20 protein-coding genes are annotated in these 16,986 nt (G+C 38.1%); all 20 read left to right on the top strand.

What is annotated here, in order from left to right:
* Positions 1-83: 83 nt before the first annotated feature.
* A complete protein-coding gene (prmA, locus tag ACFX40_RS10420) occupies positions 84-1,025 on the top strand; it encodes a 50S ribosomal protein L11 methyltransferase (protein WP_028410618.1) in 942 nt (313 codons plus the stop codon).
* Positions 1,026-1,044: 19 nt separating this feature from the next.
* Complete coding sequence (locus ACFX40_RS10415) at positions 1,045-1,797, top strand: 16S rRNA (uracil(1498)-N(3))-methyltransferase (RefSeq protein WP_043976188.1); 753 nt, start codon at positions 1,045-1,047, stop codon at positions 1,795-1,797.
* A gap of 5 nt (positions 1,798-1,802) precedes the next feature.
* Positions 1,803-3,161: a tRNA (N(6)-L-threonylcarbamoyladenosine(37)-C(2))-methylthiotransferase MtaB gene (gene mtaB, locus ACFX40_RS10410; RefSeq protein ID WP_025750549.1), complete on the top strand. Its 1,359-nt coding sequence runs from the start codon at positions 1,803-1,805 to the stop codon at positions 3,159-3,161.
* A 226-nt stretch (positions 3,162-3,387) separates the two neighbouring features.
* Positions 3,388-3,561 (top strand): 30S ribosomal protein S21, encoded by a 174-nt coding sequence (rpsU, locus tag ACFX40_RS10405; RefSeq protein WP_013059237.1) that lies wholly within the window; start codon positions 3,388-3,390, stop codon positions 3,559-3,561.
* 15 nt (positions 3,562-3,576) lie between these two features.
* A complete protein-coding gene (locus tag ACFX40_RS10400; protein WP_013059236.1) occupies positions 3,577-4,020 on the top strand; it encodes a GatB/YqeY domain-containing protein in 444 nt (147 codons plus the stop codon).
* 178 nt (positions 4,021-4,198) lie between these two features.
* Entirely contained in the window at positions 4,199-5,530 is a 1,332-nt protein-coding gene (locus ACFX40_RS10395; protein ID WP_377254893.1) for an NfeD family protein, read from the top strand.
* The gene (gene floA / locus ACFX40_RS10390; protein WP_013059234.1) at positions 5,530-6,513 is read left to right on the top strand and encodes a flotillin-like protein FloA; all 984 of its coding nucleotides are present in this window, start codon (positions 5,530-5,532) and stop codon (positions 6,511-6,513) included. The genes ACFX40_RS10395 and floA overlap by 1 nt, the downstream gene beginning before the upstream one ends.
* A 31-nt stretch (positions 6,514-6,544) precedes the next feature.
* Positions 6,545-7,006 carry a hypothetical protein gene (locus tag ACFX40_RS10385; RefSeq protein WP_028410622.1) on the top strand — a complete coding sequence of 154 codons (462 nt, stop codon included), beginning with the start codon at positions 6,545-6,547 and terminating at the stop codon, positions 7,004-7,006.
* A gap of 59 nt (positions 7,007-7,065) precedes the next feature.
* The gene (gene yqfC, locus ACFX40_RS10380) at positions 7,066-7,350 is read left to right on the top strand and encodes a sporulation protein YqfC (RefSeq protein WP_013059232.1); all 285 of its coding nucleotides are present in this window, start codon (positions 7,066-7,068) and stop codon (positions 7,348-7,350) included.
* Positions 7,351-7,366: 16 nt separating this feature from the next.
* A complete protein-coding gene (yqfD, locus tag ACFX40_RS10375) occupies positions 7,367-8,554 on the top strand; it encodes a sporulation protein YqfD (protein ID WP_377254891.1) in 1,188 nt (395 codons plus the stop codon).
* A 3-nt stretch (positions 8,555-8,557) separates the two neighbouring features.
* Entirely contained in the window at positions 8,558-9,532 is a 975-nt protein-coding gene (locus ACFX40_RS10370) for a PhoH family protein (RefSeq protein WP_028410624.1), read from the top strand.
* Between the two features lie 63 nt (positions 9,533-9,595).
* Positions 9,596-11,704 carry an HD family phosphohydrolase gene (locus ACFX40_RS10365; protein WP_377255020.1) on the top strand — a complete coding sequence of 703 codons (2,109 nt, stop codon included), beginning with the start codon at positions 9,596-9,598 and terminating at the stop codon, positions 11,702-11,704.
* Entirely contained in the window at positions 11,701-12,171 is a 471-nt protein-coding gene (ybeY, locus tag ACFX40_RS10360) for an rRNA maturation RNase YbeY (RefSeq protein WP_025750544.1), read from the top strand. The genes ACFX40_RS10365 and ybeY overlap by 4 nt, the downstream gene beginning before the upstream one ends.
* Positions 12,155-12,526 carry a diacylglycerol kinase family protein gene (locus tag ACFX40_RS10355; RefSeq protein ID WP_025750543.1) on the top strand — a complete coding sequence of 124 codons (372 nt, stop codon included), beginning with the start codon at positions 12,155-12,157 and terminating at the stop codon, positions 12,524-12,526. Before ybeY ends, ACFX40_RS10355 begins: the two co-directional genes overlap by 17 nt.
* 91 nt (positions 12,527-12,617) lie before the next feature.
* The gene (locus ACFX40_RS10350; protein ID WP_013059226.1) at positions 12,618-13,016 is read left to right on the top strand and encodes a cytidine deaminase; all 399 of its coding nucleotides are present in this window, start codon (positions 12,618-12,620) and stop codon (positions 13,014-13,016) included.
* Positions 13,009-13,914 carry a GTPase Era gene (era, locus tag ACFX40_RS10345; RefSeq protein ID WP_013059225.1) on the top strand — a complete coding sequence of 302 codons (906 nt, stop codon included), beginning with the start codon at positions 13,009-13,011 and terminating at the stop codon, positions 13,912-13,914. The genes ACFX40_RS10350 and era overlap by 8 nt, the downstream gene beginning before the upstream one ends.
* A gap of 155 nt (positions 13,915-14,069) precedes the next feature.
* Positions 14,070-14,213 carry a YqzL family protein gene (locus ACFX40_RS10340; protein WP_014458193.1) on the top strand — a complete coding sequence of 48 codons (144 nt, stop codon included), beginning with the start codon at positions 14,070-14,072 and terminating at the stop codon, positions 14,211-14,213.
* Positions 14,214-14,240: 27 nt separating this feature from the next.
* Entirely contained in the window at positions 14,241-15,005 is a 765-nt protein-coding gene (gene recO / locus ACFX40_RS10335; RefSeq protein WP_013059224.1) for a DNA repair protein RecO, read from the top strand.
* A gap of 258 nt (positions 15,006-15,263) precedes the next feature.
* Entirely contained in the window at positions 15,264-15,902 is a 639-nt protein-coding gene (gene ccpN / locus ACFX40_RS10330; protein ID WP_025750542.1) for a transcriptional regulator CcpN, read from the top strand.
* 33 nt (positions 15,903-15,935) lie between these two features.
* Positions 15,936-16,739 (top strand): pyruvate, water dikinase regulatory protein, encoded by an 804-nt coding sequence (locus ACFX40_RS10325; RefSeq protein ID WP_013059222.1) that lies wholly within the window; start codon positions 15,936-15,938, stop codon positions 16,737-16,739.
* The last annotated feature ends 247 nt before the right edge of the window (positions 16,740-16,986 follow it).

Here is a 16,986-nt window from a genome sequence, read left to right as displayed (position 1 = left end):
AGGTACTTTGCCAACCTGTCATCTGTCATGTTCATATTTAAAATCCTATATTACTGAAGGCAGAAAGGATGAAGTTGGTAGCAATGAAATGGTCTGAAATTTGTATTCATACAGCGCAAGAAGCAATTGAACCCATCTCTCATATTTTACATGAATCAGGAGCTAGCGGGGTAGTCATTGAAGATCCTGCTGATTTAGTGAAGGACAGAGATACAACTTTTGGTGAAATCTACGATTTAAACGTAGAAGACTACCCAGAAGAAGGTGTAGTGATTAAAGCATATCTTCCAGTTAACAGCTTTTTAGCAGAAACTGTGGATGGTATCAAAAAAGAAATTAATGGACTGCTTGTTTACGACTTTGATTTAGGAGCTAACAAAGTTACGATCAGTGAAGTGAACGAGGAAGAGTGGGCCACTGCTTGGAAAAAATATTACCATCCGGTGAAAATTTCAGAGCGTTTTACGATTGTACCAACTTGGGAAAACTATGAAAAAGTAAGCACAGATGAATTGATTATCGAGCTTGATCCCGGAATGGCTTTTGGGACAGGTACGCATCCAACAACGGTTATGTCTCTTCAAGCATTGGAAAGAACAGTGAAAGCAGGAAATACTGTTATTGACGTGGGTACAGGTTCAGGAGTGCTAAGCATTGGCGCGGCTCTGTTAGGAGCAAGTAATGTACAAGCTCTAGACCTTGATGAAGTAGCCGTACGTTCTGCTCGCGAAAATATTGAATTGAATCAAGTTGGGAACGTCGTAACAGTAGGTCAAAACAACTTATTGCAAGGTATAGAAGGACCGGTTGACATTGTTGTGGCGAATATTCTAGCTGAAGTAATCGTTCGTTTTGTAGACGATGCTGCAAAAGTATTAAAGCCAGGAGGCATGTTCATTACATCAGGTATTATTAGTGCGAAAAAAGAAGATGTCAAAAAAGCGTTAACGGGAGCGGGCTTTGTTATTCAAGAAGTAACGCTTATGGAAGACTGGGTAGCAATTATTGCGCAAAAACAAGCTTAACAAGTGAGAAGGTGTCAAGATGCAACGTTATTTTCTGCCAAATGATCAATTTCAAGAGCAAAGTGTCATAGTGACACAAGATGATGCCCATCATATCTCACGCGTCATGAGAATGAATGAAGGATCACAGTTTATTGCCTGTAATGAACAGGGGCAAGCTGCTTTGTGTGAAATTGAAAATATTTCCGCTAACGAAGTGAAAGCATCTATTATAGAATGGATAAGCGAAGAAAAAGAGCTTCCAGTCCATGTTACAATTGTGAACGGTCTGCCTAAAGGGGATAAGCTCGAGCTTATTATCCAAAAAGGGACAGAACTTGGGGCGTATAAGTTTATCCCTTTTATTGCGGCTCGTTCAGTTGTTAAATGGGATGATAAAAAGAGTCAAAAAAAAGTAGATCGCTGGAACAAGATTGCTAAAGAGGCTGCAGAACAATCTCATCGTACGATTGTACCAGCAGTAGAAGCCCCAATTTCTTTTAAAAAACTAGTAGAAATTAGCGGTGACTATACTCATAAAGTTGTAGCCTATGAAGAAAGAGCAAAGCAAGGAGAAACATCTCATCTGCACGCTGTTCTTTCGGCTTTAAAACCCGGCCATTCCGTGCTTGTGGTTGTAGGCCCCGAGGGTGGTTTGACCGAGCAGGAAGTAGAAGTATTAGAAGAAAATGAATTTACAATAAGCGGATTTGGTCCGCGAATTTTACGAGCAGAAACAGCTCCTTTATATGCGCTGTCTGCTATATCTTATCAAACTGAGTTAATGAGGTGACGATTATGTCAACAGTTGCTTTTCACACGCTAGGGTGTAAAGTAAATCACTATGAAACAGAAGCAATTTGGCAATTGTTCAAAGGCCAAGGCTATGAGCGTGTTGAATATGAACAAACTGCCGATGTATATGTAATTAATACATGTACGGTAACAAATACAGGAGATAAAAAAAGCCGTCAAGTTATTCGCAGAGCTGTGCGGAAAAATCCAGATGCGGTTATTTGTGTAACTGGGTGTTATGCTCAAACTTCGCCAGCTGAAATTATGGCCATTCCTGGTGTTGATATCGTAGTAGGTACACAAGATCGCGTTAAGATGCTTGATTATATTGAACAATTTAAAAAAGAGCGTCAGCCGATTAACGGCGTAGGAAACATTATGAAAACACGCGTATATGAAGAGCTAGATGTACCGGCTTTTACAGACCGTACGCGTGCTTCGTTAAAGATTCAAGAAGGCTGTAACAACTTCTGTACATTCTGTATTATTCCATGGGCGCGCGGTTTAATGCGATCTCGTGATCCTAAAGAAGTAGTAGCACAAGCACAGCAGCTAGTGGATGCGGGCTATAAAGAAATCGTGTTAACAGGTATTCACACTGGCGGATACGGAGAAGACATGAAAGATTACAATCTTGCCCAGCTTCTTCGTGATTTAGAGTCTCAAGTAAAAGGATTAAAACGCATTCGTATTTCGTCAATTGAAGCAAGTCAAATTACGGACGAAGTGATTGAGGTACTAGATCAATCAGAAATGGTTGTACGTCATTTGCATATTCCTCTTCAATCAGGTTCAAATACGGTATTGAAGCGCATGCGTCGTAAGTATACAATGGAGTTCTTTGGTGAGCGCTTAAACCGTTTGAAAGAAGCTCTTCCTGGATTAGCGATTACATCAGATGTTATTGTTGGCTTCCCAGGTGAAACAGAAGAAGAGTTTATGGAGACGTATAACTTTATTAAAGAGCACGGTTTTTCAGAGCTTCATGTATTCCCGTATTCTAAACGTACAGGTACGCCAGCGGCTCGTATGACCGACCAAATTGATGAAGAAGTAAAAAATCAACGTGTGCATCGTTTAATCGAACTTTCAAATCAATTGGCAAAAGAATATGCTTCAACGTTTGAAGGAGAAGTACTAGAAGTAATTCCGGAAGAAAAATATAAAGAAGATCCTGAAAGTGGTTTATATGTAGGATATACTGATAACTACTTAAAGGTTGTGTTTAAAGCGTCTGAAGAAATGGTTGGAAAGCTTGTAAAAGTGAAAATTTCAAAAGCTGGATATCCTTATAATGAAGGTGAGTTTGTTCGCGTGCTAGATGAGGTTCATCTTCAAGATCAGGTGAAAATGAGCTCATAACACTTATTGGAAAGCTGCGTGTATATGCAGCTTTTTTCATACGTGTAAAAAAGCTGAACGAGTAATGTTTTATCAAGAAAGTTCATAAAATAAAGGGGGAATAACTGCATTACTTTATGTAAAGCGGTTGACCTTAAGGAATCATTATATTATAATTGCAAAAGACATGTCTAACATGTCATTTCATTATGATGTTAGTGGTTTTGTTCGGAGGGAGGGAATTAGAATGTCAAGAACAGTTGTTCGTAAAAACGAATCGCTTGAAGATGCTCTTCGTCGCTTCAAACGTTCAGTTTCAAAAACTGGTACGTTACAAGAAGCAAGAAAGCGCGAATTCTATGAAAAGCCTAGCGTAAAGCGTAAGAAGAAATCTGAAGCTGCTAGAAAACGCAAGTTCTAATAAGAGGGTGGATTTATGAGTCTTCTCGAGCGTTTAAATAGTGATATGAAACAAGCGATGAAAAACAAAGAGAAAGAGAAGCTTGGGGTCATTCGTATGGTCAAAGCATCTCTTCAAAACGAAGCCATTAAGTTAGGAACCGACCTAACTGAAGCAGACGAGTTGACGGTTATTTCTCGCGAATTCAAACAACGTAAAGACTCCCTCCATGAATTTGAGAAAGCAGGTCGTCAAGATCTTGTTGATAAAATTCATTCTGAATTAGCGGTTTTAGAAGTTTACGCTCCTAAACAGCTAACTGAAGAAGAGTTATCTGAAATTATTAAAACGACGATTGAAGAAACGCAGTCTTCCTCTAAAGCTGATATGGGGAAAGTTATGGGAGCGCTTATGCCGAAAGTAAAAGGCAAAGCGGATGGCTCTCTTGTTAATAAGCTTGTCCTTCAACACTTATCATAAAAAACACCTTACCTTGTGTAAGGTGTTTTTTATATGGATAACAATCGAACGTATGTTTTGTTTTTCTTGTGCAAAGAATAAAATAGATAAATTTTAAAAAATTTGAAACTATTGTTAAAGTTATTCGTATATACAGATACATGCTCATACTATCTATGGAAGGAGGGAAGTGTATTCGGTGAAAACCTTATTTTCTTTCGTGTGCTTTCTTATCTTAGCCACTGGGTTATTCCCCACTATTAGCACCGCTGACGTGAAGCGTGTACACGTTATCCCTGTAAATAAAACGGTAGAAAATGGACTGCTTTCTTTTCTAAACAGATCCATTGAAGATGCGGAAAATGACGGTGCAGATTTGATTATATTGGACATAGATACTCCTGGAGGAGCTGTAGATGCAGCTTCTGAAATAGCTAAAAGCTTAACCTCAACACCTATTCCTACCGCTGCTTTTGTCGATAAAAAAGCATTATCAGCCGGAGCGTATATTGCACTTAACGCCGATCAAATTTATATGACACCCGGTTCTACAATGGGATCGGCAGCTGTGATTGACCAACAGGGAAATGCCGCAGGAAAAAAAGCTCAGTCCTACTGGTTATCGGCTATGAAGAGTGCAGCAGAGCAAAATAACCGAAACCCTAAATATGCAGAAGCGATGGCAAATACCAAGATGGTAATACCTGAGCTCAACTTAAAAGGAAACGAATTGCTGACGCTCACTCCGAAGCAAGCCGAGCAAGTTGGTTATTCAGAAGGGACTGTGAAAAATTCAGACGATCTCCTAAGCGTACTTGGCTATGAAGATGCTAAACTGACGTATGCGAAAATGAGTGTAAGTGAACAAATTGCTCGTTTTCTTACCCATCCACTTGTTGTTCCCATTTTATTATCCATTGGTGCTTTAGGAATTGTAATTGAATTGTTTACGCCTTCATTTGGTATTGCGGGTTCTATTGGAATAGCTTCACTTCTTTTATTTTTCTATGGTCATATGGTAGCAGGATTAGCTGGCATGGAAGCGCTCGTTTTATTTATAGCAGGAATTATATTGCTTCTGTTAGAGATTGTAGTACCAGGCGGAGTTTTAGGACTACTAGGGCTTGGAGCTATCATTTTAAGTTTTTTTATGTCAACAGATAATAATGTCGAAATGGGAATTTCTCTTGTAATTGCAATAGTGGTGGCACTGGGAGGTGCGTTTGTGATGATGAAATTTTTTAAAAGAAAGCTTACACCTTTCAAAAAAATGGTGCTTAATGATTCACTTAATACCGAATCTGGCTACGTGTCGAATCAAAATCGTTATGAATTAATAGGAAAACAAGGTAAAACAACAACACCGCTTCGTCCTTCAGGTACCGTGCTCATCGATGAAGAGTATGTGGATGTAGTCACTGAAGGCGGATATTTAGACAAAGATGTGTTAGTAAATATTATAAAAGTAGAGGGATCAAGGGTTGTGGTGCGGAAGCTTACAGAGCCTTTGAAAAAGGAGGACCTTAATTAATGGAAGTAGGTAGCGTATTGTTTTTTGTAGTTATTGGTCTAGCAATTATTGCTTTAGCTGTTTTTTTCACTTTTGTACCGATTATGCTATGGATTTCAGCATTAGCAGCAGGCGTTCGTATTAGTATTTTCACACTGGTCGGAATGAGACTTCGTCGAGTGATACCATCTCGCGTTGTGAACCCGTTAATTAAAGCAAGTAAAGCAGGTTTAGGTATTACCATTAATCAATTAGAAAGCCACTATTTAGCAGGCGGTAACGTTGACCGCGTGGTAAACGCGCTGATTGCAGCGCACCGAGCAAATATTGAGTTAACATTTGAGCGCGGAGCAGCTATCGACTTAGCGGGCCGTGATGTGCTAGAAGCTGTACAAATGAGCGTTAATCCAAAAGTTATTGAAACACCTTTTATTGCAGGGGTGGCTATGGATGGAATCGAAGTCAAAGCAAAAGCTCGAATTACTGTTCGTGCAAACATTGATCGACTAGTAGGGGGAGCAGGAGAAGAAACGATTATTGCCCGTGTTGGCGAGGGGATTGTTTCTACAATCGGTTCGCAAAAAGATCACAAAAAAGTATTGGAAAATCCCGATATGATTTCTCAAACGGTGTTAGGAAAAGGGTTGGATTCAGGAACAGCGTTTGAAATCTTATCCATTGATATTGCTGACATCGATATTGGTAAAAATATTGGGGCAGTTCTTCAAACAGACCAAGCGGAAGCAGATAAAAATATTGCACAAGCAAAAGCCGAAGAACGTCGTGCTATGGCCGTTGCTCAAGAACAAGAAATGCGTGCAAAAGTAGAAGAAATGCGTGCAAAAGTAGTAGAAGCAGAAGCAGAAGTACCGTTAGCGATGGCAGAAGCACTGCGCTCTGGAAATATTGGCGTCATGGATTATATGAACATTCAAAACTTGACTGCTGATACGGATATGCGTGATTCAATTGGAAAAATGTCTAAAGAAGACGATGAGAAATAATGAATCAGCTTAACAAGGAGGTTTTCTCCTAATGAATATCGTTGAAACGCTTATTAAACTAATTATTAATAATGCTTTCATTTTTGTCATCATTGGAGGGATTATTTTTAACGTTGTGCAGCGTTTTATGGCTCAGTCAAAAGAGGAAGAACAGCAGCGTTCTAAAAGAGCTCCTATGCCTCCTGTAAACAATCCTTCAAGGCGGGAAAGACCTAGATATCGACCTGTCAAAGAAGAGCCAAAAACAGCTCGTATGGAGCCGGAAACTGTTCCATCAGCAGAAACAAATCCTTTGCAAGAAAAATTGGAAGAGCTAAAAAATCGTCCGTATCATGAACCGTCTATTCAAAAGAAAATCACGGTTGACAAACCAAAAATCACAGGTGAGAAAAACGTTTTCAAGCCCATTTCTCGTAAAGAAGCTGTTCAAGGAGTGGTATGGTCCGAAATTCTAGGGCCGCCAAAATCGAAACAACGTAAATATAAACGATAAATAGATGTGATACATTAACCCCCTTTCTCATAAACATGAGATGAAAGGGGGTTCTTTTTATGAGCAAAAAGTGGAGACACCAAATGAAAAGATGGATGACAAAAACAATGGAACTACCCGCTGATGTATTAATGGATCTTCCCCGTATTACGTTAGTTGGACAAATACACATTTATATTGAAAACCATAAAGGTTTATTAGCCTTTTCTGATACTGAAATACGCGTGTTACTAAAACAGGGACAAATGTTAATTCGAGGTGAAGGACTGGTCATTAAAGTAATACTGCCAGAAGAACTGGTTTTAGAAGGTAAAATCAATCAAGTTCTTTATTTAGAACAATAACACAAGGAGGAAAAAAATGAAGAATGGATGGACAAACTTTGTTATTGGTACCGTACGTATTCGAATTGTTGGAAAAGGAATTGAACGTTTCTTAAATAATTGTGTGAGACAACAGATTATGATTTCGAATGTCCATAAAGTTGACGGTCAGCTAGCGACAGCAACAATATTATTGAAAGATGTAAAGAAAATTCGTATACTAATTCGCAACGCAGATTGTAAAATTTACTTTATAACAGGCAGGGGTTTTCCTTTTTTAACAAAACGAGTGATCAAAAATAGTGGATTTGCTTTAGGTTTTCTTTCTTTTTTTATTATTCTTGGTTTGCTTTCCAACATGGTGTGGAAAGTGGAAATTAGCGGTGCAGAACCACAAACAGAACATCAAATGACTAAGCAACTCGCCAAAATAGGTGTAAAAAGGGGAGAGTTTCAATTTCTGTTAGAGAGTCCTGAAAAAATCCAGCGCTATTTAACGGATAATATGAACAATATTACCTGGGTGGGAGTAGAAGTGCGCGGCACTTCTTATCACTTCCAAGTGGTTGAAAAAAATGAGCCCAAGCCTCAGCAAAAAACACCTTACCAACATTTAATTGCTAAAAAGAAAGCCATTATTACGAATTTGTTTGTCGAAAAAGGACAACCTTTAGTCAAGGTTAATGATTTTGTCAATGAAGGCGAGGTCTTAGTTTCCGGTATTATTGGAAACGAAAAAAATAAAAAAGTAGTAGCTGCTAAAGGGAAAGTCTACGGTGAAACATGGTATAAGTCTGAGGTGGAAGTGCCTTTAAAAACTGATTTTCAGGTATTAACGGGTAATGGATATACGAAGCACTATTTAGATTTTCAAGCTTTTAAAATGCCTCTTTGGGCTTTTAACAAAGAAAAATACGGTTCAAAGGTGACAGAAAAAGTGGAGCATCCACTCTATTTTTTAAAATGGAAGTTACCTCTGTCGTATGAGAAAGTTGCTGTACGAGAAGAACAGAACTCGCAGCGCGTCTATTCTAAACAAGAGGCGGTGGAAAAAGCTTTGGAAATCGGTCGAAAAAAATTACTATCAACTTTAGGTGAGGATGCTAAAATAAAAGGTGAAAAAGTTTTGCACCAAGAACAGGACAATGGTAAAGTTAGATTATCAATACATTACCAAGTTATAGAAAATATTGCGAACACTCAACCAATTATTCAAGGAGATTGATGAATGTCAGAACAGCTAGTAACAATTAACGTACAACTTGATGATTCAAACGAAGCCATTTCATTATTTGGCGTACAAGATGCGAATTTAAAGCGAATTGAAGAAGAAATGCAGGTCTCTATCATTTCAAGAGGTGAGACTGTTGTAGTCTCCGGAAGTACAGAAAATGTTCAGCTAGTGGAAGAAATGCTTAAAAAGTTACTGAACATTATCCGAAAAAATATTTCCATATCTGAACGAGATGTTGTGTATGCGATTCAATTAGCTAAGAAAAATTCTCTCGAGTTTTTTGAAGATGTATATGAAGAAGAGATTGGTAAAAATGTAAAAGGTAAGACTATTCGTGTTAAGACATTAGGACAAAGTCAATACATTTCGGCTATTAAGAAAAATGATTTGGTATTTGGAATTGGGCCTGCTGGTACTGGTAAAACGTATTTAGCCGTTGTCATGGCCGTTAATGCTCTTAAAAATGGTCACGTGCAGCGTATTATTTTAACACGTCCTGCTGTTGAAGCAGGTGAAAGTCTTGGCTTCTTGCCAGGAGATCTGAAAGAAAAAGTAGATCCGTACTTGCGGCCTCTGTACGATGCATTACATGATGTATTAGGAACAGAACATACGCAACGCCTAATCGAACGCGGAGTTATTGAAATAGCACCCCTTGCTTATATGCGAGGTCGTACACTAGATGATGCGTTTGTTATCTTAGACGAAGCGCAAAACACCACGATGGCGCAAATGAAGATGTTTTTAACACGACTAGGATTTGGGTCTAAAATGGTGATTACAGGAGATATTTCACAAATTGATTTACCAAAAGGAGCTCAGTCTGGTCTAGCGGCTGTCTCGAAAATCCTGACCAATGTTAAAGGTATTTCGTTTATTCATCTAGAACAGTCAGATGTTGTGCGCCATCCACTTGTGGGACGCATCGTTCAAGCGTACGAACAAGCTGACCAAAAGACCCTTTCTTAATAGGGTCTATTTTTTGTAAAAGGGGGTACGTTTGTGTCAACGTTTCGGATAATCAAGCAAACAATGGCACAGATCGAGCGATTACGGTTAATTCAAATTGGGTTATATGCCTTGTTAGGTGTAATGATGTTTGCGTCTATGTATAGCAATGTAAAGCCGCAGGAATTAGATCTCAGATTACTATCTATTTCCCCGCAAACCATTTACTCACCCGTTACCATTGAAGATAAAGAGAGCACAGAGAAAAAACGGGCAGAGGCAGAACAAGCCGTTGAAGATGTGTATACACAAAAAACAGAATACGCACAGAACCAAGTCGATCTTGTTGCATCTATTTTTGATGCGATGATGGAAGTTAATACAGAATATGAAAAAGAAGATCATGAAGATGACAGTATCGATGCTGTATTAAAAACCAAACAAAAAATGCTAGAGGACAAGCTTCCTGAAGACATTCAAAAAAATTTGCCAAAAGATACCATTAAGCAGCTGCTTCAGTCTTCTAACAGTGATTTATCGATTGCGAAAGATGCTGTAGTCACGGCCGTTCATCATGTGATGAAAGATCAAGTGAAGATTAGCGATGTAGAAGAGAAAAAAGATCAAGTAGAAAGTCAGCTTGTTTACACCAATGTCAGCAATTCTCTAAAGGATTCGATGAATGCAATTGCTAAATTCGCTATCATTCCAAATGTGATTTATGATCCACAAAAAACAGCTGAAAACCGTCAAGCAGCTGTGGAAAAAGTGGAGCCTGTCCGAATCAAACAAGGCCAGATTATTGTAGAAGAAAATCAGCTTATTAATCCTGATATATATCGTCAGCTCCAGCTCGCGGGATTGTTGAATAATAAAGGATCTATTCAGCCTTTTGCGGGGTTAGCTTTGCTGATTGTAATGATGATAGCGGGCCTCATTTACTATTTGCGTGAATTTCACACCAAGACATATCAGCCCTTGCTGTTGTATGTATTGGTAGCAACCATTACGATTGGCCTCATGAAAATTTTAAGCTTGTTTCAGCAAATTGATTTATCAGAAATTGGTTTCTTAGCTCCTGTTGCGGTGGGAGGTTTGCTGATTCGAATTTTAATGGATGAACGCATTGCTATTTTATCAAGCATTGTATTTGCTATTTGTGGAAGCATTATTTTTAATGGTGAATTGACAACCTCGTTTAATATGAACATTGGGATCTACTTTTTAATTAGCAATATTGCTGCTATTTTATTTTTAAGCAGGCAGCACAGACGTTCACGGATTTTGCAGGCAGGTCTATTTGTAGCTATGGTAAACGTAATTATCAGCTTTGCTATTATTTTTATTAAAAATGGCCAAATCGGCACTGTAGAGCTTGGCTATTACAGCATGATGTCAATTGCATCTGGTGTTATTGCTTCCGTTTTAACTATAGGTTTGCTTCCGTTTTTTGAAAGTGGATTTGGCATTTTATCTACGATGAAGCTGATTGAATTATCGAGTCCTACTCATCCGCTATTACGCAAAATCTTAACCGAAACACCTGGAACATATCATCACAGCGTAATGGTGGCAAACTTATCTGAAGCGGCGTGCGAAACAATAGGAGCTAACGGTTTATTAGCGAGAGTCGGGGCTTATTACCACGATATTGGTAAAACGAAGCGACCGCAGTATTTTATTGAAAATCAAATGAATATTATTAATCCGCATGATAAACTAAGTCCGAAGACTAGTAAAAATATTATAATCGCACATGCTACAGATGGAGCTACCATTTTGCGGAATCACAAGTTTCCAAAAGAGATTGTAGATATTGCAGAGCAGCATCACGGAACAACTCTTCTTAAGTTTTTCTATCATAAGGCACTTGAACAAACAGAAGAAAAAATTGATGAAAAAGAATATCGCTATCCTGGACCAAAGCCTCAGTCTAAAGAAGCAGCGGTTATTTGCATAGCTGATAGTGTAGAAGCAGCCGTAAGGTCAATGTCCAATCCCACTCCGGAAAAAATTGAGAACTTGGTGCGAAATATTATTAAAGATCGCTTGCAGGATGAGCAGCTTAGCGAGTGTAACGTAACGCTCAAAGAGCTAGAGTTAATTCGTCAAGCACTATGTGAAACTTTAAATGGGATTTTTCATTCCCGAATCGAATATCCAGAGATAAAAAAAGAGAAGGTGAAGGTATGAGTTTAGTTATTGATTTTATTGATGAAACAAACGAAGTAAGTGAAGAACAGCAAAAAGAGCTTGAAAAGCTGCTTGAAGCCGCTGCTATATATGAAAATCTGCAAGAGGATGCAGAAGTGTCCGTTACATTTGTGGATAATGATCGAATTCAAGAAATCAATCATCAATATCGCCATAAAAATCAGCCAACGGATGTAATATCGTTTGCGCTAGAAGAAATGGGCGAAGATGAAATGCAAATTATCGGAGATGAGATGCCAAGAGTCCTAGGGGACATTGTCATTTCGATTCCAAAAGCTCATGAGCAAGCAGAAGAATACAATCACTCGTTTATGAGGGAGCTAGGATTCTTAACGGTTCACGGTTTCTTGCACTTGCTTGGATATGACCATGAAACATCAGAAGATGAAAAAGAGATGTTTACACGTCAAAAAGATATTTTAGAACAATATGGACTCTCGCGATAAAAAGGGGATAGCTAAAGTTGTCAGTAGCTTTGGCTATGCAATAGAAGGGTTTATTTATGTTTGTAAAACACAGAGAAATATGCAAATTCACGTAGCAGCTTCTTTCATCGTCCTTTTCTTAGGCGCCGTGCTGTCAATTACAGCTGGTGAATGGACGGTTGTGCTGCTTCTGATTGCAGGCATGTTCAGCTTGGAGTTAATGAATACAGCAGTTGAAAAAGTTGTCGATTTAGTTTCTCCTGAATATCACATACTAGCAAAACACGCAAAAGATGCAGCCGCAGCCGCGGTGTTGGTCTATGCGTGTTTTGCTGTCCTTATAGGAGGAATTATTTTCTTAAAGTATTTGTTTTAAAAAGGATTCTTTTTGGTTCTTTACACCCCCGTGGTATAATAAAAAAGGACAAGTTAAAAGACATGTAGAAGCGCAAAAGGAGAGCGGATAAATGGATAAGACCGGACTGATTGATGAGGCGAAAAAAGCTCGTGAAATGGCTTATGTACCGTATTCAAAATTTAAAGTTGGTGCAGCTTTATTGACGAAGGATGGAAAGGTTTATCGCGGCTGCAATATTGAAAATGCAGCTTATAGCATGTGCAATTGCGCTGAGCGTACGGCTTTATTTAAAGCCTATTCAGAAGGAGATAAAGAGTATGCAGCACTTGCTGTAGTAGCTGATACTGATCGTCCTGTTTCTCCGTGTGGAGCATGCAGACAAGTAATCTCTGAGCTTTGTCCAAAAGAAATGAAAGTTATATTAACCAATTTAAAAAATGACATACAAGAATTAACTGTGGAAGAATTACTTCCAGGAGCATTTTCATCGGAGGATTTACATGAGTAATAATGAATTTAAGTCAGGTTTTGTTTCAATTATTGGAAGACCAAACGTAGGGAAATCAACTTTTTTGAACCGAGTAATTGGTCAAAAGATCGCGATTATGAGTGACAAACCGCAAACAACTAGAAATAAAATTCAGGGTGTGTACACGGAAGATCAGGCGCAGATTGTGTTTATTGATACACCAGGAATTCATAAACCAAAGCATAAATTAGGCGACTTTATGATGAAGGTAGCGCAAAATACGCTTAAAGAAGTAGATTTAATTTTATTTATGATTAACGCAACAGAAGGCTTAGGTCGAGGCGATGAATTTATTATCGAGCGTTTAAAGGACACAAAAACGCCTGTTTTCCTTGTGATTAATAAAATTGATGAAATTCATCCAGACGAATTGTTTTCAATTATCACGAATTATAAAGACTTATATCCTTTTGCTGAAATTGTGCCAATTTCAGCTTTACAAGGAAATAACGTGGAGCGTTTGCTTGATCAAATTAAGCAGCGATTGCCGGAAGGTCCGCAATATTATCCGGCAGATCAAGTAACTGATCACCCGGAGCGCTTTATTATTACGGAATTAATTCGTGAAAAAGTACTGCATGCAACGAGGGAAGAAATACCTCATTCTATTGCCGTTGTGATGGATTCTATGCAAAGACGAGATAATGGTGCGGTTTACGTAGGCGCTACAATTATCGTCGAAAGAGATTCACAAAAAGGCATCGTAATTGGAAAGCAAGGAAAGATGTTAAAAGAGGTAGGAAGAAAAGCAAGAGCAGACATTGAAGCCCTTTTAGGTTCAAAAGTATTTTTAGAACTATGGGTAAAAGTGCAAAAAGATTGGCGAAACCGAGCGTCGCATCTCCGTGACTTTGGATTTAGAGAAGACGAATATTAATCATTTGAGTTCTTGTTTGCGTCGATTTATATCCCTTCATAAAAGAAGGTAATTTGTAAAAAATTGTGTTACATGATTTTACGTCGGAAGGCTATTCTAAACATAAGGAATTGAAATATGTATCTGATCTTTATGGTTAGAAAGGTGGGAGTTCTATGTTGAATTTTACTTGGAACATTTTTTCACAAACAGGTAGCATTGATACTTATCTCATTTTTAAGGAACTTGAAAATGAAGTGAAAGAAAGACCCGAAACATATGAGGACAACAGCGAAAGTCTCAATTCTCCCTTGTCTTAGCCTTCTGTAAGATGGCGGTGATGATGATTGTTTAAAAAGTGTGAAGGAATTGTGATTCGAACGAATGATTACGGTGAATCAAATAAAATTGTCACCATTTATTCACGTGAACTCGGAAAAGTGGGTCTCATGGCAAGAGGGGCAAAAAAGCCCAGTAGTCGCTTAGCTTCCGTCACACAATTATTTACGTATGGATACTTTTTTATACAAGCAGGTTCAGGAATGGGTACTCTCCATCAAGGAGAAGTTATCTCATCTATGAGAAGCATACGCGAAGATATCTTCACAACAGCGTATGCTTCTTATATTCTTGAATTAACGGATAAAGCTACTGAGAACAATAAGCCAAATCCATTTCTATTTGAACTGCTGCACCAAACCATTCATTATATGAACGAAGAGTATGATGCAGAGATCTTAACATTTATTTATGAAATGAAAATGTTAAACGTTCTAGGTCTTCATCCTACATTAAATGAATGTGCAGTCTGCCACCAAGGTGAAGGAACTTTTCATTTTTCCATTCGAGAAGGTGGGTTTATTTGTCATCGATGCTTAGAAAAAGATCCTTATCATTTGAAAATTAGTCCGATGACGGTTAAACTATTAAGGCTATTTTATTACATTGATTTAAAGCGGTTAGGTTCTATTTCTGTTAAGCCCGAAACAAAAAAACAATTAAAGTTCGTAATTGATCAATATTACGAAGAATATTCAGGATTGTTTTTAAAAACAAAGCGGTTTTTGAATCAGATGGAGTCTTTAAAACAATCGCTCTCTGATGAGAAGTAGAAAAGATAATCAGTGATATGCAAGGAATTGCTGTCGCTAGGGTGCCTCGTAGTGTGTAGGGGACACCCTTTTTACTGTGGAGCGAAGGTGTAGTTTCGCTTATTGTAAGCGTAATGCCTGCTTTTTTTGAGAAGCCGTGGTAAAATAAACGGCATTCTAAAAAGATAAAATGCTAAAATTAATAAGTTATAGCTTTTACTTTTGCTTAAAAAGTATATAATGTTTTATAAATAGTATGTCACATTTAATGATTAGGTGGTGAGTACAATCGAACTGAACAAACGACAAGAACAAATTTTGCAAATTGTCAAAGACGAAGGCCCTATTACAGGTGAGCATATTGCAGATCAGCTTAGCCTTACGAGGGCAACGCTAAGACCGGACTTGGCTATTTTAACAATGGCCGGTTATTTAGAAGCGCGACCGCGCGTAGGTTACTTTTACACAGGTAAAACAGGAGCACAGCTTCTTACAGATAAAATAAAAAAAATACAGGTGCAAGAATATCAGTCTATCCCGGTAGTCGTGAACGAAAATGTGTCGGTATATGATGCTATTTGTACAATGTTTCTAGAAGACGTGGGGACCCTTTTTGTAGTGGATGAGAAATCCCAGCTAGTGGGAGTACTGTCGCGTAAAGATTTATTGCGCGCGAGTATCGGAAAGCAAGAGCTCACATCTATTCCTGTTCATATTATCATGACGAGAATGCCCAACATTACATATTGCTATCGCGAAGATTTGTTGATTGATATTGCTAAGATCTTAATTGAAAAACAGATTGATGCTATGCCCGTTATTAAAGAGGGAGACGGCAATTTTGAAGTGGTGGGACGCATTACCAAAACAAATATTACAAAATTACTAGTAGCATTAGCAAATGATGAAGTATTATAAGTGAAAAAGGATTAAAAAGGGGATGCACAAAATATGAACAACCCATGTCTTTATGTCATTTCGGATTCTGTAGGTGAGACAGCTGAACTAGTTGTAAAGGCTGCATCAAGTCAGTTCAATATGACGGACTTTGTAATTAAAAGAGTACCTTACGTAGAGGACATCGCAACACTTTCAGAAGTGGTTTCAGTAGCGAAGATGAACAACGCTATTATTGGTTTTACGCTAGTAAAGCCTGAAATGAGAGAATTTTTAATTCAAGAAGCGTCCAAGAATGGGGTAGAGGTATTTGATATTATTGGACCTTTAATTGATAAAATTCAATCTTCTTATCAACTTTCTCCTCGCTATGAGCCAGGAATGGCTAGAAAATTAGACGAAGATTATTTTAAGAAAGTAGAAGCGATTGAATTTGCAGTAAAATATGATGATGGGCGTGATCCGAGAGGCATTCTTAGAGCGGATATCGTATTAATCGGTGTATCAAGAACATCTAAAACACCTCTTTCTCAATTTTTAGCACACAAGCGTTTGAAAGTAGCCAATGTTCCGATTGTACCTGAGGTTGATCCACCAGAAGAGCTGTTTCACGTATCACCTGAGAAGTGTATAGGGCTTACTATTAGTCCTGAAAAACTAAACGATATTCGTAAAGAGCGTTTAAAGTCTCTTGGGCTAAATGATAAAGCAATTTATGCTAATATTGGCCGTATTAAAGAAGAACTTGAATTTTTCCAAGGGATTGTAGATAAGATTGGCTGTGAAGTGGTGGACGTATCCAACAGAGCCGTAGAAGAAACAGCAGGTATCATTCTCAATACCATCAAAAAGAAATAAACGATAGATCTCCTCTGTGCGTGACAGAAAGGAGATTGCTTTCTTATGTTTGTATGCTGTAAGCCTAAGAAAATATCCCAAAGATGAATATGACAGAACTTTTAAAAACAAGTGACTTTGGTATAGAAAATATAGGTTGTTTATATTATAATAAAAAATTGTGATAAAAAAGAATAGTTTTAGGTTTAGACTTTGTTAAGAACGAATAAACTATTTATATAAAAGTCAAGTCAGAATCGAAAAAAGT

Origin of the sequence: Priestia sp. YIM B13552 (assembly GCF_042787775.1) — a bacterium.
Taxonomy (GTDB): domain Bacteria; phylum Bacillota; class Bacilli; order Bacillales; family Bacillaceae_H; genus Priestia; species Priestia megaterium_E.
Note: the sequence above shows the minus strand (reverse complement) of the source record. Positions and strands in the feature narration are given on the sequence as shown.